At 59.2% G+C, this 20,023-nt stretch carries 22 protein-coding genes; 5 read left to right on the plus strand and 17 right to left on the minus strand.

Annotated features, from left to right (window positions below):
* Positions 1-34 precede the first annotated feature (34 nt).
* The 3 genes from L0Y14_RS10190 to mazG all read right to left on the minus strand — a co-directional run bounded on the left by L0Y14_RS10190 (position 35) and on the right by mazG (position 3,981).
* Positions 35-2,134 carry a carboxy terminal-processing peptidase gene (locus L0Y14_RS10190; protein ID WP_006475532.1) on the minus strand — a complete coding sequence of 700 codons (2,100 nt, stop codon included), beginning with the start codon at positions 2,132-2,134 and terminating at the stop codon, positions 35-37.
* 163 nt (positions 2,135-2,297) lie between these two features.
* On the minus strand, positions 2,298-3,164 hold the full coding sequence (locus tag L0Y14_RS10195) for an NUDIX hydrolase (protein ID WP_005966413.1): 867 nt from the start codon (positions 3,162-3,164) through the stop codon (positions 2,298-2,300).
* A gap of 64 nt (positions 3,165-3,228) precedes the next feature.
* Positions 3,229-3,981, minus strand: coding sequence for a nucleoside triphosphate pyrophosphohydrolase (mazG, locus tag L0Y14_RS10200; protein ID WP_006475531.1), 753 nt, complete (start codon positions 3,979-3,981; stop codon positions 3,229-3,231).
* A gap of 215 nt (positions 3,982-4,196) precedes the next feature.
* On the opposite strand from mazG, the gene L0Y14_RS10205 reads away from it, so the two are divergent.
* Together L0Y14_RS10205 and L0Y14_RS10210 are read left to right on the plus strand one after the other, a co-directional pair.
* Positions 4,197-4,403, plus strand: a complete 207-nt coding sequence (locus L0Y14_RS10205; RefSeq protein ID WP_138921908.1) for a hypothetical protein — start codon at positions 4,197-4,199, stop codon at positions 4,401-4,403.
* A 123-nt stretch (positions 4,404-4,526) separates the two neighbouring features.
* Complete coding sequence (locus L0Y14_RS10210) at positions 4,527-4,916, plus strand: DUF302 domain-containing protein (protein WP_006475529.1); 390 nt, start codon at positions 4,527-4,529, stop codon at positions 4,914-4,916.
* Between the two features lie 63 nt (positions 4,917-4,979).
* Here L0Y14_RS10210 and L0Y14_RS10215 read toward each other — a convergent pair whose 3' ends face one another.
* Positions 4,980-6,203: a YeeE/YedE family protein gene (locus L0Y14_RS10215; RefSeq protein WP_006475528.1), complete on the minus strand. Its 1,224-nt coding sequence runs from the start codon at positions 6,201-6,203 to the stop codon at positions 4,980-4,982.
* A gap of 625 nt (positions 6,204-6,828) precedes the next feature.
* Here L0Y14_RS10215 and L0Y14_RS10220 point away from each other — a divergent pair.
* Positions 6,829-7,350 carry a hypothetical protein gene (locus tag L0Y14_RS10220; protein ID WP_040819961.1) on the plus strand — a complete coding sequence of 174 codons (522 nt, stop codon included), beginning with the start codon at positions 6,829-6,831 and terminating at the stop codon, positions 7,348-7,350.
* Between the two features lie 6 nt (positions 7,351-7,356).
* The gene (locus L0Y14_RS10225) at positions 7,357-7,671 is read left to right on the plus strand and encodes a PEP-CTERM sorting domain-containing protein (protein ID WP_083825180.1); all 315 of its coding nucleotides are present in this window, start codon (positions 7,357-7,359) and stop codon (positions 7,669-7,671) included.
* Positions 7,672-7,951: 280 nt separating this feature from the next.
* Here the strand turns inward: L0Y14_RS10225 and queC are convergent, their stop codons facing one another.
* From queC to L0Y14_RS10290, 13 genes are all read right to left on the minus strand, one after another.
* Complete coding sequence (gene queC / locus L0Y14_RS10230) at positions 7,952-8,629, minus strand: 7-cyano-7-deazaguanine synthase QueC (RefSeq protein WP_006475527.1); 678 nt, start codon at positions 8,627-8,629, stop codon at positions 7,952-7,954.
* On the minus strand, positions 8,626-9,267 hold the full coding sequence (queE, locus tag L0Y14_RS10235; RefSeq protein WP_006475526.1) for a 7-carboxy-7-deazaguanine synthase QueE: 642 nt from the start codon (positions 9,265-9,267) through the stop codon (positions 8,626-8,628). The genes queC and queE overlap by 4 nt, the downstream gene beginning before the upstream one ends.
* 34 nt (positions 9,268-9,301) lie before the next feature.
* Complete coding sequence (gene ybgF, locus L0Y14_RS10240; RefSeq protein WP_040819970.1) at positions 9,302-10,132, minus strand: tol-pal system protein YbgF; 831 nt, start codon at positions 10,130-10,132, stop codon at positions 9,302-9,304.
* Positions 10,133-10,146: 14 nt separating this feature from the next.
* Positions 10,147-10,695, minus strand: coding sequence for a peptidoglycan-associated lipoprotein Pal (gene pal, locus L0Y14_RS10245; RefSeq protein ID WP_006475524.1), 549 nt, complete (start codon positions 10,693-10,695; stop codon positions 10,147-10,149).
* Between the two features lie 104 nt (positions 10,696-10,799).
* A complete protein-coding gene (tolB, locus tag L0Y14_RS10250) occupies positions 10,800-12,098 on the minus strand; it encodes a Tol-Pal system beta propeller repeat protein TolB (RefSeq protein ID WP_006475523.1) in 1,299 nt (432 codons plus the stop codon).
* A gap of 48 nt (positions 12,099-12,146) precedes the next feature.
* Positions 12,147-13,064, minus strand: a complete 918-nt coding sequence (gene tolA / locus L0Y14_RS10255; RefSeq protein ID WP_251859186.1) for a cell envelope integrity protein TolA — start codon at positions 13,062-13,064, stop codon at positions 12,147-12,149.
* 3 nt (positions 13,065-13,067) lie between these two features.
* Complete coding sequence (gene tolR, locus L0Y14_RS10260) at positions 13,068-13,493, minus strand: protein TolR (protein ID WP_010082763.1); 426 nt, start codon at positions 13,491-13,493, stop codon at positions 13,068-13,070.
* A gap of 15 nt (positions 13,494-13,508) precedes the next feature.
* Positions 13,509-14,183, minus strand: a complete 675-nt coding sequence (tolQ, locus tag L0Y14_RS10265) for a protein TolQ (RefSeq protein WP_006475519.1) — start codon at positions 14,181-14,183, stop codon at positions 13,509-13,511.
* Positions 14,173-14,583 carry a tol-pal system-associated acyl-CoA thioesterase gene (gene ybgC, locus L0Y14_RS10270; protein ID WP_006475518.1) on the minus strand — a complete coding sequence of 137 codons (411 nt, stop codon included), beginning with the start codon at positions 14,581-14,583 and terminating at the stop codon, positions 14,173-14,175. The genes tolQ and ybgC overlap by 11 nt, the downstream gene beginning before the upstream one ends.
* 89 nt (positions 14,584-14,672) lie before the next feature.
* Positions 14,673-15,719, minus strand: a complete 1,047-nt coding sequence (ruvB, locus tag L0Y14_RS10275) for a Holliday junction branch migration DNA helicase RuvB (protein ID WP_006475517.1) — start codon at positions 15,717-15,719, stop codon at positions 14,673-14,675.
* Entirely contained in the window at positions 15,720-16,328 is a 609-nt protein-coding gene (ruvA, locus tag L0Y14_RS10280) for a Holliday junction branch migration protein RuvA (protein ID WP_006475516.1), read from the minus strand.
* Complete coding sequence (gene ruvC, locus L0Y14_RS10285) at positions 16,325-16,825, minus strand: crossover junction endodeoxyribonuclease RuvC (protein WP_006475515.1); 501 nt, start codon at positions 16,823-16,825, stop codon at positions 16,325-16,327. The genes ruvA and ruvC overlap by 4 nt, the downstream gene beginning before the upstream one ends.
* A 32-nt stretch (positions 16,826-16,857) precedes the next feature.
* Complete coding sequence (locus tag L0Y14_RS10290; RefSeq protein WP_006475514.1) at positions 16,858-17,604, minus strand: YebC/PmpR family DNA-binding transcriptional regulator; 747 nt, start codon at positions 17,602-17,604, stop codon at positions 16,858-16,860.
* 287 nt (positions 17,605-17,891) lie between these two features.
* On the opposite strand from L0Y14_RS10290, the gene L0Y14_RS10295 reads away from it, so the two are divergent.
* Positions 17,892-19,391, plus strand: a complete 1,500-nt coding sequence (locus L0Y14_RS10295; RefSeq protein ID WP_006475513.1) for an HDOD domain-containing protein — start codon at positions 17,892-17,894, stop codon at positions 19,389-19,391.
* Positions 19,392-20,023 lie beyond the last annotated feature (632 nt).

Genomic DNA, 20,023 nt, shown 5'->3' on the forward strand with positions numbered 1-20,023 from the left:
AACACTGATATTTTACGGGGTTAATGACGCCGCATCAGCGCATCACTGCACGGGGAGGCTGATAGAGAATGGAGTCGGCCAGAATCCTAGCCGCTTCGTTGACCTGGATCTGGTTGGTCGCTTTCACCTCCGGATCCTCGTCATCCTGGAGTAGTTCCTCGTCATCGGCCTTGCGGTCGGTCTCGATCTGCTTCAGACCAAGCGAGAGACGGAAGCGGTTCTTGTAATCCATGCGCGCCTTCTCACGCTGATCCCACTCTCTGCGGCGCTGCACCTCCAGCAGCGTCACCTCGGTGCGCTGATCGGCCTTCTTGAAGCGCTTCTCCTGCTCTACCAGCATCACGAAGCCCGGGTCTGCACCCACTCGCTGCTGGTGGCGATTCAACAGGTGGGAGACGGCGTTAACCCCTTTGGAGGCGTATTGCGCAGCCTTGATGCTGGCCCAGGGCAGAGCGTTGTCGAGGGAACGCTCACCATGCTCCGAGGAGTATTGCGCGGTGGGATAGAGTATGTCTGGCACCACCCCCCGATGTTGGGTGCTGCTGCCGTTGATGCGGAAGAACTGCGCCATGGTGAGCCGCAACCGGCCCAGATCGGTGTCATCACCGGGCACAAACCGGGTCAGTTCCACCAGCGTCTGCACCGTGCCTTTGCCAAAGGTCGGTTCACCGACCACGATGCCGCGTTGATAATCCTGGATGGCACCGGCGAATATCTCCGAGGCGGAGGCGCTGTTGCGATCCACCAGCACCGCCAGCGGCCCCCGGTAGGCGATGTCGCTGTCGGGGTCGCGCTCCACCTCCACCTTGCCGAAGGCATCTCTGATCTGCACCACCGGGCCGGTGTCGATAAAGACGCCAGTCAGCTCGGTGGCTTCGCTCAGGGAACCACCACCGTTCTGCCGCAGATCAATCACCACCCCATCGACCTGCTGCTGCTTCAGCTCGGCCAGCAGCCGGCGCACATCCCGGGTGGTGCTTCTGAAATCTTTTTCACCGCGGCTCTCGGCGGCAAAGTCACGGTAGAAGGTGGGGATCTCGATAACGCCGATACGCAGATCCTTCATGCCATCGAGCTTCTCGATGATGGAACTCTTGGCGGCCTGATCCTCCAACTTTATTTTGTTGCGCACCAGAGTAACCAGTTTCGATTTGCCGTCCGAGCTTTCACCCTTCGGCAGGATGCGCAGGCGCACCACCGAGCCTTTCGGACCCCGGATCTGCTCGACTACATCCTGCAGGCGCCAGCCGACGATATCCTGCAACTCACCATCCACACCCTGCCCCACGCCGAGGATGCGATCCCCCGCCTTCAGCTGGCCGCTCAGTTTGGCAGGTCCGCCGAGCACGGTCTTCTGGATCACGGTGTACTCGTTGTCGGAGCGCAGCACCGCGCCTATGCCCTCTAGGGAGAGGCGCATGCTGATGTCGAAGTTCTCCGAGGTGCTGGGCGACATATAGCTGGTGTGGGGTTCGATGCTCAGGGTATAGGAGTTGATAAAGGTCTGAAACACATCATCTGCATCAAACTGGCTGATGCGCCGCTCCAGCCCCTGATAACGCTCACGCAGGGTCTGTTTGATCTTCTCCTCAGGCTTGCCGGTCATGCGCAGATTGAGCACATCGTTCTTCACCCGCTGGCGCCAGATCTCGCGCCATTCGGTACGGGTTTGGGCCCAGGAGGCCTCGGATCGGTCAAACCGATACTCCTCATCGCGTTCGAAATCGAAGCCCTTGTCGAGCAGATCGATAGCGTAGGCCACCGCATCGCTAACGCGTTTGCGGTAGCTGCGAAAGATCAAAAAGGCCGGCTCCAAACGAGCGTTGAGCAGATAGTTGTCGAGTTTCTTCTCGTAGGTGGAGAAGTGATTGATATCCGAGGCGAGAAAAAAGGAGCGATTGGGGTCGAGAGAATCGAGATAACGATCAAGGATCTTGCTCGACATCTCGTCATTCAGCGGGGCTTTCTTGTAGTGGTATTTGTCGATCACCTTGAGGATCACCACCGTCGCCTGCTGGTGGTTACGCGAGGGTATCAACTCAGAGAGTGGAACCGTCCGCTTCTCAGCCAGGCTCTGGCCGCTGACCAGCACAAGTCCGATAACAAGCAGCAGGAAAATTTTAATTGATTTCATCCGATAACACACACGCGCTGTAGTTAGTGGTTCTAGAAAGATAATGAGGGGTTTGACCCTCTTTCTGCCTCTCGCGTTCCACCCTCTTTATTAACCCGGACAAATCCGGGAAGCAAGGGCAGATCCGATGATGCCAATTCGCTGCGGCAAACTGCACTCCGGCTCACAGTTTTTCATGCAAACCCTCGATTATCTCCAGATAGTCCGGCTCCTCCGGATGCATAATCCCGTGCCGGATCAGGAAGTCGATAATCACCAGATTGCAGTTGAGCTTGAACTCGTCGGTCTCCCGCACCAGCCCGATCACCTCCTCCACCGGCATCAAGTAGAAGGCCGCCACCTCGCCATCACTATTCTCCGGCACAAAATCGGCGGGCAGTTCCAGATCGTAACAGTAGATGGTATCAGGCTTGAGTCCGGTCTCGGTCTCCCGACAGTAGCTCAGGGCGCTGACTGGCACCGCCCGGCTGGCAAGCTGCGGCGGGATCGATGCCTCTTCGGCACACTCTTTCTGCAGGTTCTCCTGCAGACTCAACTGATGCGGCAGACCTCCCGCCACCATGTTGTCGAGCTTGTCGGGAAACACCCGCCGATCGGCGGCACGGCGCGCGATCCACATCTTAAGCCCTTCGCTGTCACGCACATAACCGTTGAGGTGCTGGCCATAGGCGCGCAGGCCAAAATAGGGGGCCGAGGTACGATCGATGGTGGCAAAGGCGTGCTGCCGCTCAGCTGCGGTCACCGGGTAGCGTTCACCGTGCTGATGGGTGATCACACCCTGTTCGACCAGTGCATCCACCACCTCGCCCAACTGCGCGGTGCGGTAGTCGAAGTCGTCCCGCTCGTCGATCAGCTCGACCTGCTCCCGGCTGATGCGAAACCGCTCTGGCCACTGACCAAGCGCCTCGACCAACGGTTGCTTTAGACGTCCGACCTGCTCTCCAGCGATACAAAAAGGGGTGAAGTTGGCTGGATTCCAGGTGTTGCAATTATAGATGTGCCGCAGATAGCCCATTGCGGACTGGCTCATTCCTGATTCTCCTCAGTGTTGCGCCTGTTGCGCTCCTCCGCTTTCACCCGTTCCCAGAGCGGATCTAGGGTGTCGATGCCGGTGGCGTGGATATCACCACCCTGTTGCCGAAGCAGACGCTCCATGTGGGCAAAACGGCGTTCAAATTTGGGTTGGCGCTGCGCAGGGCACTCTCGGCGTCCACCCCGGCATGGCGAGCAAGATTAACACAGCTGAACAGTAGGTCACCGATCTCCTCCTCCCGCTGCTGCGCTTGATCAGCCGCAATCACCGCCTCCACCTCGCCCAGTTCCTCCCGCAGTTTGTCGGCAACAGCCCCGATCTCCGGCCAGTCAAAGCCGATCTTGGCCGCCCGCTTCTGCAGCTTCTCCGCGCGCATCAGGGCCGGCAGCGCCTGGGCTACCCCATCCAGCACCCGGTGCCCCGCATCACCCGCCTTGGCGCGACGCTCATGCAGTTTCTGCTGCTCCCAGGCGTGACGCAGTTCTGCTTCATTGGCCGGGGTTTGATCGGCAAATACGTGGGGGTGCCGACGCACCATCTTCTCCACGATTCCTGCCACCACTGCCTCGAAATCGAACTGCCCCGCCTCCTCCGCCATCCTGGCGTGGAATACCACCTGAAACAGCAGATCCCCCAGCTCCTCCCGGAGATCCTCGAGATCGTCGCGCTGAATCGCATCGGCCACCTCGTAGGCCTCTTCGATGGTGTAGGGCGCAATGGTTGCGAAGCTCTGCTTTCGATCCCAGGGACAGCCAGTCTCCGGATCCCGCAGTCTGGCCATGAGTTCGAGCAGACGTTGCATCGATTCAGACACGGCGAACCTCTCTAGTGCGCGGAACCATAAAAGGGGAAATCTGCTCAGAAATCTTTGAATTGGGTCAATAGACTGATTATCAAGGAGATGCGTGGATCTTGTTGTGCAAATAATCTTCCCACATCAAGCTGATTTCCACTTGTCCGCTAGTGTGATGCAGCTCACAATACGCGCCCCGTCAAATCTTTACACCAGCACATTTAGGAACAGGGAAGATGACCGCTTCAACAGCAATTTTACTGCAGCAACAGGAGCATAAGCTCATCCACCCATGTGAGATGCCTCCCATCGAACAGGTCGCCCACTATGAACAGGCGATAACTCGGCTCACTCCAGCCAGCTCCGAGCTGGAACGAAATCTGATCAGCACCTACCGCAGCCTGCTGCTGCAGTGTCGGGAGCAGTTCTCCAGCGACTACTGAGCAGCTTCCCCCCCGGAGTTCCCCCTTTTTCTACAAGGGCGTTGGCATACCTCCATTGATAATCCTCGTTGTCTACAGCCATCATGAAAGCTATCTTCTGCGCACCCAAACAACGGAGGCTTTATGTACGAATTTCACACAGAACTTGATCTGCCCTTCGATGAGGCAGTGGAACGGGTCAAGGCAACCCTGATGGAGGAGCATCTCGGCATCGTCAGCGAGGTAGATGTGCAGGCGATCCTCAAGGCAAAGATCGACAAGGCGATCCCCAACTATCGTATCTTTGGTGCCTGCAATCCTAAACTGGCCGACCGGATCATCTCAGAAGAACCCAATGCCGGCACCCTGCTGCCCTGCAACTTCATCATGCGCGAGAGCGAAACCGGCCAGGTGGTGGTCAGCTTCATGGACCCAGTGGCGGTCTTGGGACTTGCTGAATCCGATGCGGCCAAGAGCGTGGCCGAAGAAGCAAAAGCAAAGCTGGAACGGGTAGTGGCCAAGCTGAAGGGCTGATCCTGCCAACCCAAATCTAAACGACCGCCGCTGGTTGAAGCGCCAGCGACGGTCGCAATTGAATCAGACCGCCTCCAGCTTGCGCAGCTGTTCTGGCAGCAGTTTCAGATCCACCAGCCCGGTCAGCAGGGCGGGAAAAAAGCTCGCCTCCTCTTCGTAGACCAGCTTGTAATACTGCACCTTCATGGTGAGCGCACTGCCCAGGATGATCGAGGCCAGCGCCAGCATTGAGCCCAGCGCCAGGGTCGATATCCCGGTGACACCTTGGCCGATGGTGCAACCCACCGCCAGCACGCCGCCCACACCCATCAGCACCGCACCAATCGCGTGATTGAAAAAGTCGCGCCAATCGTGGAACCATTCAATACGGAAGCTGCGGCTAACCAGCGCATAGCTCAGGCTGCCAAGGATCACCCCAACCAGCGCAGCGACGCCAAAGGTGATCAGCAGACTGTTGTTCGGGTCGGTCAGATAGGCCAGGGTCTCACCCATCGGATTGATAAAGGTAAAGGCCTGCACGCCGATCCCCACCGGCCGTTCGTCCCCCTCCAGCCACTCGGTAGCTTCGACCCAGGTGCCCTCATCGCCGAACACCATGCCGCCGGTCACATACCAGGCCGCCAGCACACACAGACCCACCAGCACGCCACTGACGACGTGTTCGAGATGGCCGCGGAACTGGGCGGAGCGGAAGATCTGGAACGCCAACAGCACCGCCAGCAGCCCGCCAATCAGCAACCGCAGACTGGCCGCATCACCGCCCACCAGCAGCGCCGCCAGACTGCCCAGATCCTGATTCGACGGCAACGCGATGGCCAGCGGATCGGTCCAAGGGTAGAACAGAACTGAGTAGAGGGTGTTATCAGTCTCCGCATGGAGAGTATGAGTCATGAAGTAGGCCATGGTGCCAGCGATCAGCAGCACAAAAACCGATTTGATATTGCCACCGCCGATGCGGATCAGGTTTTTGTTACCACAACCACTCGCCAGGGTCATACCGATCCCAAACATCAGGCCACCCACCAGGTACTCTGCCCAACTGAGGTTGCTGCTGCGATAGAGCGGCCGCGTCTGATCAAACCCAACCAAGCCACTGCCCTCCAGGACCATCACCCCAACTATGCCCACCAGCATGGCGAGAAACCAGGCGCGCATGCGATTGGTATCGCCCATGTTGACCCAGTCGGAGACCGCGCCCATGGTGCAGAAGTTGGTCTTCGATGCGACCACCCCCAGCACAAAGGCGATCCCGCCCCCCATCAAAATCACCTGTGTTGTGACATCCATCGAATCCTCCTCAGCCTTCAAAAATGGGGCGTCGCGGCACCCCTCATCAATTTTTCATAAGCCGGGGGATTCTACATGGATGAAAAAGAATGGAATAGGGACAGAAATTCCTTACCGAAGCAGTTACCGGCGTGGCCCAGATCTAAATTAAAACCATGGCAAACTACACCCAGCAACACGAGTGTCGAAATTTCTTACACTCTATTCTGTGGTACACAGAAGGAATCTAAGCCATTGATGGGACAAGCATTCTCAACAAACCACGAAAGATTCCAGGCATTTTCTGTTGAATTTGTGGCCAATACTAGAGAAGCCTCAACAGCAGTAGTGTCGAGATTTTTTACACATCGATCATTCACCGCTATCCAGCCAATACGCTCATCTGAAAAACGACATAAATAGTGTCGCGTCACAGTTTGGCTGCTCACTTGAGCTTTCTTTTAATACAAAGACCGGAAACGTGACTCAATTCCTTTAATTTCGACATAATTTATGTTTCATGAATGTCGTTCCTGCCTTTGGCATGGCATTTGCGCGCCTTAGATCCTAAGCCCTTAGAACAACCAAGTGCACAAACGCAACATTCAACTCTTCAGGGTTCAAAATCACTGACAGGAACAAGGCGATGAATAAAGCGGGCAACCAGTCGATTTGGGCAAAATCAGCACTCATAGTGTTGATAGTGACCGCAGCGCCTTACACACCATTTGCCAACGCAACAACCATAGAATTGATTCGAGACGTTATCGACATCGAGGCAAAAGCATGGTTTGAAGAAAGCGGCACATCCACTCTACTTACTGAGGCGACATCTACATACCACGGCCCAGCATTTGGCCCAGCACTCAATCAAGATGGAAATGCTTTCCGTGCCGCTGATGCATATATCGAATACGTTCCAAGCCAACATGGAGTTTCAGAGACATGGGATCAAATGGCTTGGGGTGAACTCGTCATGTTTTCGGACCCTGGCACTCCCGACCTATTTTACTGGGAGAGCACAACCGGCGGATACAGCTCAGGCAGCTCAGTACCCGTTGACGGGTGGAGTTCTATAGAGACGGAACTCAGCTGGCTATTTCACGTGAGCGGCGGTGACCTATTCTTGGACGTTGAAACCGATGGCGTAAGGCCCACAATCTCATGACAAGAGATGATGTTTGGTGTGGACTTATACGATATAACGACTCATGCACCACTATTAGTTACACCCGAGTTAATTGGTGCTCCTTGGTATGCAGATACTGCGTGGCACTTTCCTCTCCAAGATAATCATACATATCTTCTCTCCTCGCATATGTATGTTGCAGTTCAGTTCCAGGATACTGACCCTGATCCCACTGCCTACTTCTCATTTGATAATGCACAAATAGCCTATGTACCTGAACCATCGGCGTTGTATTTGATGATTACAGGAATAGTGGGGCTTGGCTGTGCACGCACCAGAAAACACCAAATAAAGAAATAAAGCGCCTTCGAAGTAGAAATCGACACCCATGTACAGTACCACTCAGCCCCTGGCGCCCGGGGTAAATTCATCACAGACCGGCTAACTGTGATGACTGGGACAAATATTCTTGATGCAGCGAGGTAACTAACTGTTGATTCGATTGTTGATATCGATTGGGTTTGTGGCGTAACTGGCAATACCAACATCTGCCATGTCACGTCAGATATCCCTGAAATCACGGGCATGCGCATTGCCATATCAAGATGCTGAGTTAATCACTGCCAAATCTAAGGATGGATCAGCGATATCGGGTCGGATCCGCAACTCCCGCCTCTTCAAAACCTTTCAGCCTGAGCCGGCAGGAGTCGCAGCCCCCACAGGCGCGCCCCTGCGCATCGGCCTGGTAGCAGGAGACGGTGAGAGCGTAGTCGACTCCCAGCCCGATTCCCTGGCGAATGATCTCGCCTTTGCTGAGGTCGATCAGCGGAGTGTGGATATGAATTCGCCGTCCCTCCACCCCCGCCTTGGTGGCCAGGTTGGCGAGCTGCTCGAAGGCGACGATGAACTCAGGTCGACAGTCTGGGTAGCCAGAGTAGTCCACCGCGTTGACGCCGATGAAGATATCCTGGGCCTCGAGCACCTCCGCCCAGCCCAGCGCAAGGGAGAGGAATACAGTGTTGCGCGCCGGTACGTAGGTGGGGGGGATGCCTTCGCTAGGCGTTTTGGGCACCGCGATCTGCTCGTCGGTGAGCGCCGAACCACCGATATCATCGAGACCAATATTGATCAGTTTGTGATCGACCGCCCCCAACGCCTGTGCCACTTGCCGTGCGGCATCAAGTTCCGCCGCATGACGCTGACCATAGAGCATGCTCAGGGCGTGGCACTCAAACCCCTGCTGGCGCGCCATCGCCAGCACGGTGGCGGAGTCGAGTCCGCCGGAGAGCAGCACCACCGCACGTTTGGCTAGGCTCATCGCCCCGCCTCCTCGCCCCATAGCTGCTTGTGCAGTTGCAGCTGGAAGCGCACATCGAGCCGATCCGCCAGGATCCACTCCGCCAGCTGGGCGGGATCCTGGCGTCCGAAGGCGGGTGAAAACAGCAGCTCACAGCGGCCGATCAGGCCATACTGTTCGAGCATCGAACAGCTCCAATCGTAGTCTGCCCGATCGCAGATGACGAACTTGAGCTGATCGTTCGCGGTAAGCTGGTTGAGATTGGCATAGCGGTTACGCGTCTCCTCGCCGGAGCCGGGGGTCTTCAGATCCACCACCCGCGAGACCCGCGGGTCAACCGCTGAGATATCGAGCGCGCCGCTGGTCTCGAGCGAGACCTCGCAGCCCTGCTCCAGCAGACTATCGAGCAACTCGATGCAGGCAGTTTGCGCCAGCGGTTCGCCACCGGTGACACAGATCCGCCGGGCAGCGGATCGCTCGACCTGATCCAGCACCGCCGCCAGCTCCATCCACTCACCACCGCTGAAGGCGTATTCAGTGTCGCAATAGCTACAACGTAGCGGGCAGCCGGTGAGACGAATAAAGAGCGTCGACAGACCAGCCGTGCGACTCTCCCCCTGCAGCGAATAAAAGATCTCGCTGATGCGCAGACGGGCCATTAGACCGGCCCGCAGCACAGTTCAGTGGCGCCACTCAATGCCCTTCACGCTCCATACGTTCCAGACGCTTGGCCGCCAGGCGCGCCTCGGTAGAGCCGGAAAATTCGCTCTGCAGACGATTGAAGAGACGTCTCGCCTCATCCCACTGGTGCTTCTCATAGTGGATATAGCCGCTCTTCAACAGCGCACCCGGCAGCTTGCTGCTGCTGGGATAGCGCTCCAGCACCAGGCTGAACTCTTTCAATGCGGCATCAAAGTCGCGGCTGACATAGCTCGCCTCGCCCAGCCAATACTGGGCATTATCCCCATAGCTGCCGCCGGGAAACTGCTGCAGGAAGTCGCGGAAGGCTTTGATGGAGTCGGGATAACGTCCCTGCTTCAGCAGGTTGAAGGCGCGCTGATAGGCGGCCGCCTCCAGTTTTGGATCGGGCGGTGTCTGCGCCCCCGCCTCTCCACTCTGAGCGGCATCAGCCGAAGTCGCTGCAACCTCGGAGCTCGCAGCCGGCGTCACCGCCTGCGGTAGAGGCTGACTGGCTGGCGGTGCCGGCAGTGTCTGCATCCGGGAGAGACGCTGGTCGATATCAAGATAGAGATCCCGCTGGCGTTTATTGAGCGCATCCATGGCGTGTTTCTGTAGCTCCATCTCGCCACGCATCTGCTGGATTTCCTGCTGCAGCTGCTGCAGTTGCATGATGATGTCTGCCAGACTCTGATTCTTCAGGATCCGTTCCAGCCGGCCCAATCGCTGCTCCAGCGTCAGTGGAGCAGGCTGGGCCTGCACCGCCCGGGGCTGACCAGTTTCAGCCGCCACAGCCGGCAGCGAGAGGAGCAGTCCGGCCAATATCCCTAGTCGAAAGTTCTTCATCTTCTCTATCCGCATCAGTAGACCAGCTCAACCCGGCGGTTGAGTGCCCAGGCCTCTTCATTGTTAGCGAAGCTGGCTGGGCGCTCCTCACCATAGCTGATGACGATCAACTGGTTGGTGTCCACCCCTTCCGCCATCAGCAGCTGACGCACCGCATTGGCGCGGTGCTCGCCCAAGCCCAGATTGTATTCGCGGGTGCCACGCTCGTCGGCGTGCCCCTCCAGTCGCAGGCTCACCTGAGGATGGCTGGCGAGGTAGTCGGCATGGGCGCTAAGCACATCACGAAACTCGCTGCGCACCTGGCTCTGATCGAAATCGAAATAGATCACCCGGGTGCTCAACAGACTCTGGGGATTGTCGAGCGGATCACCATTCCAGGCCATGCCTTGTGAGGCGGCGGCGGTGGATGCACCGCCGTAACTGGCGCGCCCCGCCCCGGTGGACTGCTCGCTGACTTCGGCACCAGCACTGGCCGACTCATCTTTCTCCGGTGTGGATGAGCATCCCGCCACCAACACCAGGGCCAGAACAGAGAACGCCCACTTGATCAAATCACTCCGCATCTTTATCTCCTCCACCAATCAATTCAGCTCGTCCACATCGGTGCGAGCCTCTGCAAACGCCAAGATCGAACTCGAAGCGCGACTCGCATCGTCCGCTCGGGCTGTCATTTTATAAACGGGGACCAGACCGGCTCACGCAGATCTCCCCCCTCCAACGCCAACCGCTGATGCACCCGGCCATCCACCGAGACCGCAGAGAGCACGCCTTGCCGCCCCTTTTTGGAGGCGTAAATTATCATGCTGCCGTTCGGCGCGAAACTCGGCGACTCGTCCAGCGAGCCGCGGCTCAACACCTGCATCACACCAGAGTCGAGCTGCAAGGTAGCGATACGATACTGACCGTTCTCCCGCGTCACCATGGCCAGCGACTTACCATCCGGCGCATAGGAGGCGCGGGCATTGTAACTGTTCTGAAAGGTCACCCGCTCCGCCTTGCCGCCGTAAGATGGGGTCTTGTAGATCTGCGGTTTGCCGCCTCGGTCTGAGGTAAAGACGATGCTGCGGCCATCCGGCGACCAGGCCGGCTCGGTGTCGATGGCGTAGTGGCGGGTGATCTGGCGCAGTTTGCGGGTGGTGAAGTCGAAGACATAGATGTCGGGATTGCCGCCCTTCGACAGAGTCATCGCCAGCTTGCGACCATCCGGTGACCAGGCCGGGGCGCTGTTGATCCCCTTGAACTCGGTGATCTTACGCCGATGGCCGGTGTAGACCTCCTGCATGTAGATCGCCGAGCGACCGTTCTCGAACGAGACATAGGCGATCTTGCGACCGTCCGGCGACCAGGCCGGCGACATCAGTGGCTCGCTGGAGCTGACGATGGTCTCTGGATTGTGGCCATCCGCATCCGCCACCCGCAGCGCCACCTGCTGCTCGCCATTGGCACCCTGTTGGGAGGTGATATAGGCGATGCGGGTGGCAAAGGCCCCCTTCATCCCAAGCAGCACCTCATAGATTAGATCCGCCACATGGTGGGCGGTGCTGCGCAGATTGGGGGCGGTAGTGGGGATACTGTAGCCGGTCAGCTGCTCGCCACGGAATACGTCGAACAGCTGGAAGCGGACGATGTAGCCACCCGGACCGTTGGGCTGGATCTGTCCCACCACCAGGTTCTCCACGCCGAGGATACGCCAATCCTTGAACTCGACCTCATCGCCACTGCTTGGCAGCGCCAGCAGATCCTCCCGTGGCAGTACCTTGAAACGACCACTGCGATGCAGATCGGCGCTGATCACTGCGGAGATATCCTCGTCAAGTGGCGTGCCGCCGCCGATCAGCCCGAACGGCACCACTGCGACCGGCAGCGCGCCCTCCACCCCCTCGGTGATCTCGATGGTCAGCTCCGCCTGGGCGGACCATGGCAAGCTAATCAATAAGGCAAATACCAGAAAAAAGTGCTTCATCATCTGTGTCTAAAGTTTCGTTTGTCTTGGTTGATTTTACGCCTGAAGCCTTCAGCCCTCGGGCTCAAACTCCAAACGCAGATCCCGGAATGACTCAAACAGGCCGCCGCTGGGTACCGGCAACGGACTCGCCTTGTAGACCGCCGACTCCACCGAGCGATCAAAGGCGCCGTTGCCGCTCGAACGAAGCACCCGAACACTGCCTGGCATCACCTCACCGCCGGGCAGCAGCCGCACCCGCACCACGCAGGCGAGCCCTTCACCAGTGTTGGGTGGCCGCAGCCAGCTGCGCTCGATCTGCTGACGGATGGCGATCGTATAGCGATCGAGTTGGCGCGAGTTCTGCTCCGCCGCCAGTTGCGCCTGCAACTCCTGTTCCCTGGCTACCTGAGCCGCCGCCTCTGCCTTGCGCTTTGCTTCGGCCTTGCGTTTCGCCTCTGCCGCCGCCTTGCGCTTTGCTTCGGCCTTTCGCTTCGCCTCTGCCGCCGCCTTGCGTTTCACTTCAGCTTTACGCTTTGCCTCGGCCTCAGCCTTGCGCTTTGCCTCTGCCTGCGCCTTTTGTTTCGCCTCGGCTTTGCGCTGTGCCTCCGCTTCGGCCTTGCGTTTTGCCTCAGCTTTACGTTTTGCCGCCACCTTGCGTTTCGCTTCGGCCTTGCGCTTTTTCTCGGCGGCTTTTCGCTTCTGCTCCTGCGCCAGGCGTTTTTTGCGCTCCACCGCCTGCTTGCGCTTCTGCGCTGCCTGCTGCTTTTTGCGCTCCGCCGCCAGCTCCGCCTGGCGCTGTTTCTGCTTCGCTGCCGCTAGTTTGGCGGGGTCCTCCACCGCCTTCGCCTGCACCACCGGGGCGCTGGTCCGGGGCCGTTGCGGCTTGTCGTCCCACTCCATACCAAACAGCAGAAAGAAACCAAGCGCCAAGTGCAGCAGCAGCGCCAACAGCACCGCCACAGGGTTGCGCTTAACCACCGAGAACATACTTTAATGCTCCGGCGGTTCTGTAATCAGACCAATCCCGGGGGCGCCCCCGGCTTGGGCTAGCACCATCACCTCGACCACCCGCCCATAGGCGACGCCGGCATCGCCACGCACCAGGATCGGGGTCTTCGGCTTGTGTTTCAACACCGCCCGGATGCGCGCCTTGAGGGCCTCAGGAGCGACCGGCTTGCCCTGCTCACCACCGATATCGATGAAGATATCGCCATTGCGATCGACACTGATAATCACCGGCTCATCCGCTTCTTGCGATATCGGCTCCGCATCCGCCTGGGGCAGCTCCACATGCACCCCCTGGGTCAAAAGCGGCGCGGTCACCATGAAGATCACCAGCAACACCAGCATCACGTCGATGTAGGGCACCACATTGATCTCCGACATCGGGCGGCGGCGATTGCGCTGGCGGCTCATATCTCAGCCCCTAACTCAACCGTGGATCTGCCGATGCAGAATGGTGGAGAACTCTTCGAGAAAGTCGTCGTAACGGTTATTGAGCCGCTCTACCTCGTTGGAGTAGCGATTGTAGGCAACCACCGCCGGAATTGCCGCAAACAGGCCGATGGCAGTCGCGATCAACGCCTCGGAGATGCCGGGCGCGACCAGCGCCAAGGTCGCCTGCTTGACGTTACCGAGGGCGTGAAAGCTGGTCATAATGCCCCAGACGGTACCGAACAGCCCCACGTAGGGGCTGGTCGACCCCACTGTGGCCAGACTCGGCAGATGCCGTTCCAGATTGTCCAGCTCGCGGCTCAGGGCGACCCGCATCGAGCGCTGCGCCCCCTGCAACACGGCCATCGGTTCGATCTGGCCGCGCCCCTTAAGACGGGCAAACTCACGAAAACCGGCGCGGAAGATCACCGCCATACCGGTAAGATCGCCCTGCTCACGCTTGATATCCCGATAGAGATCATTGAGATCGCCACCGGACCAGAAGCGCTTTTCAAACTCATCAGCGGCGCGACGCGCCCGGCGCAGCACCCGCATCCGGTCAAAGATCATGGTCCAGGAGCCGAGCGAGGTCAGCACCAACAGGCCGATGACAAACTGTACCACCGGACTGGCATTCAGAATCAGCTGGGCAAATGAGAGGTCAGTCGACATGCCTTATCCTTTCTAATAATGCTTCGGGCAGAGGCGCGGGGCGCATCCGCTGGGCATCGACACAGGCCACTTTGACCTTGCCGCTGCACAACAACTGATCGTCCGCATCACGCCGGATCGTCTGCTGAAAGCTTAAACTCGCCCGGCGCAACTCGATGATACGGGTGTCAATCTGCAACAGATCGTTGAATCGGGCGGGACGGTGGTACTCCGCACTCAGACTGTGCACAGCGAAGATCACGCCCTCATCGTTGCGCAGCCGGTCCTGTTCGAAGCCAAGGCTGCGCAGCCATTCAGTGCGCGCCCGCTCCATGAAACTCAGATAGTTGGCATGGTAGACCACACCCCCTGAATCGGTATCTTCGTAGTAGACCCTGACGGGCCAGACAAATGTGTCCAATGTTGCTCTGCTTCCCGAACCACGCGTCTGCGTGCCCCGTACTATTGATTCTGCCCTTGGCAATGAGTTCCCCGCGAGGCTCAGCCTCTTCAGGATTTGTCGAACAGATCCCGCCCTACCGGTTGTGCATCCGCCTGCGGCGCTAGGCCAAAGTGCAGATAGGCTGCCTGGGTCGCCACCCGCCCACGCGGAGTACGCATCATGAAGCCCTGCTGGATCAGGAAAGGCTCGAGCACATCCTCGATGGTGCCACGCTCCTCGCCGATCGCCGCTGCCAGATTATCGACCCCCACCGGGCCGCCGTCGAACTTTTCGATCACCGCCAGCAACAGCCGCCGGTCCATCGCGTCGAAACCGTTACCGTCCACCTTCAGCATCCTCAGCGCGCGGTCCGCCAACTCCGCACCGACCCGCCCATCACCCTTCACCTGGGCGTAGTCGCGGACCCGCCGCAGCAGCCGGTTGGCGATGCGCGGGGTGCCACGGGAACGGCGTGCGATCTCCATCGCACCAGCGGCATCACTGCCGATATTCAGTATCCCGGCGGAGCGCGCGACGATCTGCGCCAGATCCGCCGCAGAGTAGAACTCCAGCCGCTGCACGATGCCAAAACGATCGCGCAGCGGCGAGGTCAGCAGGCCGGCGCGGGTGGTCGCCCCCACCAGGGTGAAGGGCGGCAGATCGAGCTTGATGGAGCGCGCCGCCGGCCCTTCGCCGATCATGATGTCGAGCTGGAAATCCTCCAACGCCGGGTAGAGCACCTCCTCCACCACCGGGCTGAGACGGTGAATCTCATCGACGAACAGCACATCGTGGGGCTCCAGGTTGGTCAGCAGTGCCGCCAGATCACCTGGTTTCTCCAACACCGGCCCCGAGGTCTGACGCAAGTTGACCCCCATCTCGTTGGCGATGATGTGCGCCAGGGTGGTCTTGCCCAATCCCGGCGGGCCGAAGATCAGCACATGGTCGAGTGCCTCCTCACGTCGGCGGGCCGCCTCGATGAAGATCTCCATCTGCTCACACACCGCCGGCTGACCGACATAATCACCGAGGCGTTTTGGCCGGATGGCGCGATCGATGACCGCGTCATCGCCGCTCTCCGCACCTTCGATCAGACTGCGATCTTCCTGCACCATCTATCCCTTGTGCGCCGTGTTCTGCAGCGCGGCCCGGATCAGCGCCTCGCTGGCCATGCCCGGCTGCGCCACCGCCTTGACCATGCGCGAGGCGTCCGGCGCCTTGTAACCGAGCGAGACCAGCGCGGCCACCGCATCGGAGACCGGCGTCTGTGGCCGGCCGCTCTCCATCACACCGGCAACCGCCGGCGCAGAACCCCCGAGCATATCCCCCAGACGATCCCGCATCTCGACGATCAGCCGCTGGGCGGTCTTCTTGCCAATACCCGGCAGGCGCACCAGCGAGGCCACATCCTCGGCTTCGACACACTGCGCAAAGGCCTCGGCGCTCATCCCGGAAAGAATCCCCAGCGCCATCTTGGCGCCAACTCCGTTGACCTTGAGCAGGCTGCGAAACATCGCCCGTTCCGACTCGGTGGCAAAGCCGTAGAGCACGTGGGCGTCGTCACGCACTGCCAGGTGGGTGTAGAGGGTAGTCTGCTGGCCCGACTCCGGCAGCTTGAAGAAGGTCGACATGGGCGCTTCGATCTCATAGCCGACGCCGTTCACATCGAGCAGTAGATGCGGGGCCTGTTTGATGGCGATCTCGCCCCTGAGCCGGCCGATCATCGCCGCAGATTTCCGCCGATACGGGCCAGGGTGATGCCGCTATGGGCATGGCTAAGCGCCACCGCCAGCGCATCGGCGGCATCGGTGACGGGTTCTTTCGGGAGGTTGAGGATCATTCGCACCATGTGCTGCACCTGGCTCTTCTCTGCACCGCCGCTACCGACCACCGCCTGTTTGATGGTGCGCGGGGTGTACTCCGCGACCTCGAGCCCCTGGCTAACCCCAGCGCAGATCGCCGCGCCGCGGGCCTGGCCCAGTTTCAGCGCCGACTGGGGATTCTTTGCCACAAACACCTGTTCGATCGCCATCACTTGCGGCCGGTAGGTCTCGATCACCTCGCTCAGACGGCTGAAGATCTCGCCCAGTCGCGGCGGCAGCGCATTACCTTCCAGGCGCAAGGTCCCATGCACCACATGGGAGGAGCGCACCCCGTCGCTGTCGATCACGCCGAAGCCTGTCACCCGCGAGCCGGGATCGATACCGAGAATCCGCAGCACGCTGCTTTACCACCGCTCCCAGACAGCGCGGATCAAGCCAACGCCTCCATGATCTCATCAGAAATCTCGGCGTTAGTGTAGACGTTCTGCACGTCGTCCAGATCCTCCAGCATGTCGATCATGCGCAGCATCTTCTCCGCGTCCTTCCCCTCCAGCACGGTGCTGGTGGCGGCGCTGAAGGTCACCTCGGCGTTGTCCGGCTCGAAACCCGCGGCGATCATCGCATCCTTCACATCGGAGAAGTCATCCGGCGAGGTCATCACGTCGATGGAGCCGTCGTCGTTGGTCACCACATCTTCGGCGCCCGCCTCCAGGGCCGCCTCCATCACCGCGTCCTCATCGACGCCGGGAGCATAGCTGATCACCCCCTGCTTGCTGAACATGTAGGCCACCGAGCCGTCGGTTCCCAGGTTGCCGCCCAGCTTGGAGAAGGCGTGGCGCACCTCCGAGGCGGTGCGATTGCGGTTGTCAGTCATGCAATCGACAATCACCGCCGCGCCGCCCGGGCCGTAACCCTCGTAGCGCAACTCATCGTAGTTCTCGCCTTCACCCGCGCCGGCACCGCGTTTCACCGCCCGGTCGATGGTGTCCTTCGGCATATTGGCACCCAGACCCTTATCGACGGCTAGACGCAGGCGCGGGTTGGCGCCAATGTCGCCACCGCCCATGCGCGCCGCCACGGTGATCTCACGGATCAGTTTGGTCCAGATCTTGCCGCGCTTTTTGTCATTAGCGGCTTTCTTGTGTTTGATGTTGGCCCATTTACTGTGTCCAGCCATGGATTACCTCGTTTCTGTTGGAGAGCTGATGGCAGTGGCGTCGGCAGCAGCCCGGCAGCCAGCTTTGAGAATGGCCGCTGCGCCTTGCGCAAAGCCCGCGTTACTCAGCCAGGATAGTTCGCCTGGCCCGAAAAACTCCCGATTCTAACACTCCCCACCAGCAGCCGGAACTCTCCTGCGAGTTGAATTCCGTCGCCTCTCCGCCCATAGCCGCGATAAAGATCCCGCTTCCTCGGCCGACCCTAGTGGTGGAAACCAATAACCATACTGACTGGTGACCTTCATCCATGTCCGATGCGCTCAACAGTTGGCTCACCCGACTCGCCAACAAACCTCTGCCCGCACTGCAACGCACCCTGACACGGGTCCGCGATCTGCTGAATAAGCCAAACGCAAGCCACAGCACCTTTGCTGCTGTGGTGCAGTACGACCCGGGCTTCAGCCTCTACCTGTTCCAGCAACTCAACCGGCAACCCAACAGACCCAGAGAACCGATCTGCAACATCCATAACGCCCTGCCGCTGATCGGCATGGGCCTGCTGGAGCGGGCTGTGATCGAGCTCACTCCGCTCGAATCACAACTCAAAGGCCCGGCAAGACGCGGATTGCTCGGCTGTTACAGCCGCGCTGCCCATGCGGCGATCTATGCCGAGAGCATCGCACAGCGCCAGGGACAGAGACACCCCAAGGATTTTGCCACCGCCGCCCTGCTCCACGAGCTCGCCGAGATGTCACTCTGGTTGGCAGCCCCGGAGCAACTCAGAGATATGGAGCAGGCAATCTCCCGCGGGGATGGCCGGGAAGATGCTGCGCTGGAGACCTTTGGTTTCACTCTGGAGGCACTTAACCTGGCCTTGGGTGGCCGCTGGGAACTACCCGAGTTAGTGCAAGAGTCGCAGAGGCTGTTTAACAGTTTCCAGCCCAAGGCACTAAGCGTGATGCTGTGTATCGCCCTGGCCCGCAGCAGTGCAGAGAGCTGGAGCGGAGAGGAGACCCAGGAGAATATCGAGCTACTAGGGGAATTTCTGAATATCCCTGAAGCGAAGGCCCAGGCCCTAAGCCACCAGATAGCGGTCGCGGCAGCCCATGAACTCTACACGCTACCACTCCCGCTAACGGCTTTCAGTCTGGCCAGGGCCGTTGCAACTGCGGCAAGCAGACCAGCCAAAGCTCAGCACCCAACACCCAAACAGCCCCCCCGGTTGAAGCAAACAGGCATTGAAGCGACCAAGCCAGCTCCAACACCCCAAGCCGTAAAGAGAGCCCCGCCGCCGGCCGCACCACGCACAACACCACCCACCCCGCCTGCCAAACCGACCCCTACAAAGCCCGCCAAGGCACGCCCCAACCCCCTGCAAACCATCATCGCCGACAGCATGCGGGAGCTGAAACAGCGCCATGGCATGCAACGGATCATGTTCTCCATGCTCACCCCCGACCGCAAACAGCTGAAGGCACGTTTTGTGATCGAAACCGGCCAGCAGCCCTCGCTGAAAGACTTTCAAGCGCCGCTGACCCAGACCAACATCTTTACTCTGCTACTGCAGAAACCACAGCCACTCTGGCTCAGGCCCGACAACATGACCAAATACCTGCCGCTGATCCCGGAACAAGCAATCAGTGTACTGGGTGGCAGAGAGTGCCTAATGATGTCGATCTTCTTCGGCGACAAACCGATCGGGGTACTCTACGCCGACAAGGGCTCAGAGAAGAGCAGCCTGAGCGTGGAGCAGTTCGCCAACTTCAAGGCACTCGGTATCCGCTCGATGAAACAGTTGCGTAGGTGAAGCTTTCCGCTGGTTACCTCATGAGAATCAATCGAGTCCGACCCGAATGGCACTAAGGAGCCTCTGAATAAGTTTGGGCCGTACAGATTGCTGATGAAAATGCCCTGATTTGAGGTGCACATCGCACGTAATAGCCAGCTATTGCGAAAGTTTGCAAGGAAAAAGCAGCGTATTTTGGCAGCAAGATGTAGGTCCATGACTTGCTCAGAGGCTCCCTAAGCTAAGGGGGTTTAGCTGCGGTACGGGATCTCTTTCATTTCATGTCGTGGGCCGTTAGAAGCGGAAAAGGTTTGGGTCTTCGTTTGACGCACCGAGGGTCTCGCCGGTCCGGTCGTAGCGTGAGGATATGGGCGGCTTGCATTCAAGCTCTTCCTGTCATCTGACAACAAGCTTGCCTTTATGCAAACCACGCTGACACAAAGACGGAAAAGCAGACCAGAAAGGAAGGCGCTTGCTGCATCGTAGATCGATGCGGTAACTCTTCACCCTCCCTACAGGGCCGCATCATCATAGTGACATCGCTGTTTGTGTCGGCGCCAAAAACCAGACGCAGCGCAAGGATTTTACCGGATAGCGATTGACCCAGATCATTTGCACACCCCCAGTCCCGGCTAGAATGAGCGGTTTTCACT

Origin of the sequence: Candidatus Endoriftia persephonae, assembly GCF_023733635.1 — a bacterium.
Classification (GTDB): domain Bacteria; phylum Pseudomonadota; class Gammaproteobacteria; order Chromatiales; family Chromatiaceae; genus Endoriftia; species Endoriftia persephonae.

Coding starts and splice junctions, on each gene's coding strand:
- L0Y14_RS10205 (WP_138921908.1), top strand. CDS start 4,197: ATGACCGCTTCAACAGCAATTTTACTGCAGCAACAGGAGCATAAGCTC.
- L0Y14_RS10210 (WP_006475529.1), top strand. CDS start 4,527: ATGTACGAATTTCACACAGAACTTGATCTGCCCTTCGATGAGGCAGTG.
- L0Y14_RS10290 (WP_006475514.1), bottom strand. CDS start 17,604: ATGGCTGGACACAGTAAATGGGCCAACATCAAACACAAGAAAGCCGCT.
- tolQ (WP_006475519.1), bottom strand. CDS start 14,183: ATGTCGACTGACCTCTCATTTGCCCAGCTGATTCTGAATGCCAGTCCG.
- pal (WP_006475524.1), bottom strand. CDS start 10,695: ATGCGGAGTGATTTGATCAAGTGGGCGTTCTCTGTTCTGGCCCTGGTG.
- ybgF (WP_040819970.1), bottom strand. CDS start 10,132: ATGAAGAACTTTCGACTAGGGATATTGGCCGGACTGCTCCTCTCGCTG.
- queE (WP_006475526.1), bottom strand. CDS start 9,267: ATGGCCCGTCTGCGCATCAGCGAGATCTTTTATTCGCTGCAGGGGGAG.
- ruvA (WP_006475516.1), bottom strand. CDS start 16,328: ATGATCGGCCGGCTCAGGGGCGAGATCGCCATCAAACAGGCCCCGCAT.
- queC (WP_006475527.1), bottom strand. CDS start 8,629: ATGAGCCTAGCCAAACGTGCGGTGGTGCTGCTCTCCGGCGGACTCGAC.
- L0Y14_RS10195 (WP_005966413.1), bottom strand. CDS start 3,164: ATGAGCCAGTCCGCAATGGGCTATCTGCGGCACATCTATAATTGCAAC.
- L0Y14_RS10295 (WP_006475513.1), top strand. CDS start 17,892: ATGTCCGATGCGCTCAACAGTTGGCTCACCCGACTCGCCAACAAACCT.
- tolR (WP_010082763.1), bottom strand. CDS start 13,493: ATGAGCCGCCAGCGCAATCGCCGCCGCCCGATGTCGGAGATCAATGTG.
- L0Y14_RS10190 (WP_006475532.1), bottom strand. CDS start 2,134: ATGAAATCAATTAAAATTTTCCTGCTGCTTGTTATCGGACTTGTGCTG.
- L0Y14_RS10225 (WP_083825180.1), top strand. CDS start 7,357: ATGATGTTTGGTGTGGACTTATACGATATAACGACTCATGCACCACTA.
- tolA (WP_251859186.1), bottom strand. CDS start 13,064: ATGTTCTCGGTGGTTAAGCGCAACCCTGTGGCGGTGCTGTTGGCGCTG.
- L0Y14_RS10215 (WP_006475528.1), bottom strand. CDS start 6,203: ATGGATGTCACAACACAGGTGATTTTGATGGGGGGCGGGATCGCCTTT.
- tolB (WP_006475523.1), bottom strand. CDS start 12,098: ATGATGAAGCACTTTTTTCTGGTATTTGCCTTATTGATTAGCTTGCCA.
- ruvB (WP_006475517.1), bottom strand. CDS start 15,719: ATGGTGCAGGAAGATCGCAGTCTGATCGAAGGTGCGGAGAGCGGCGAT.
- L0Y14_RS10220 (WP_040819961.1), top strand. CDS start 6,829: ATGAATAAAGCGGGCAACCAGTCGATTTGGGCAAAATCAGCACTCATA.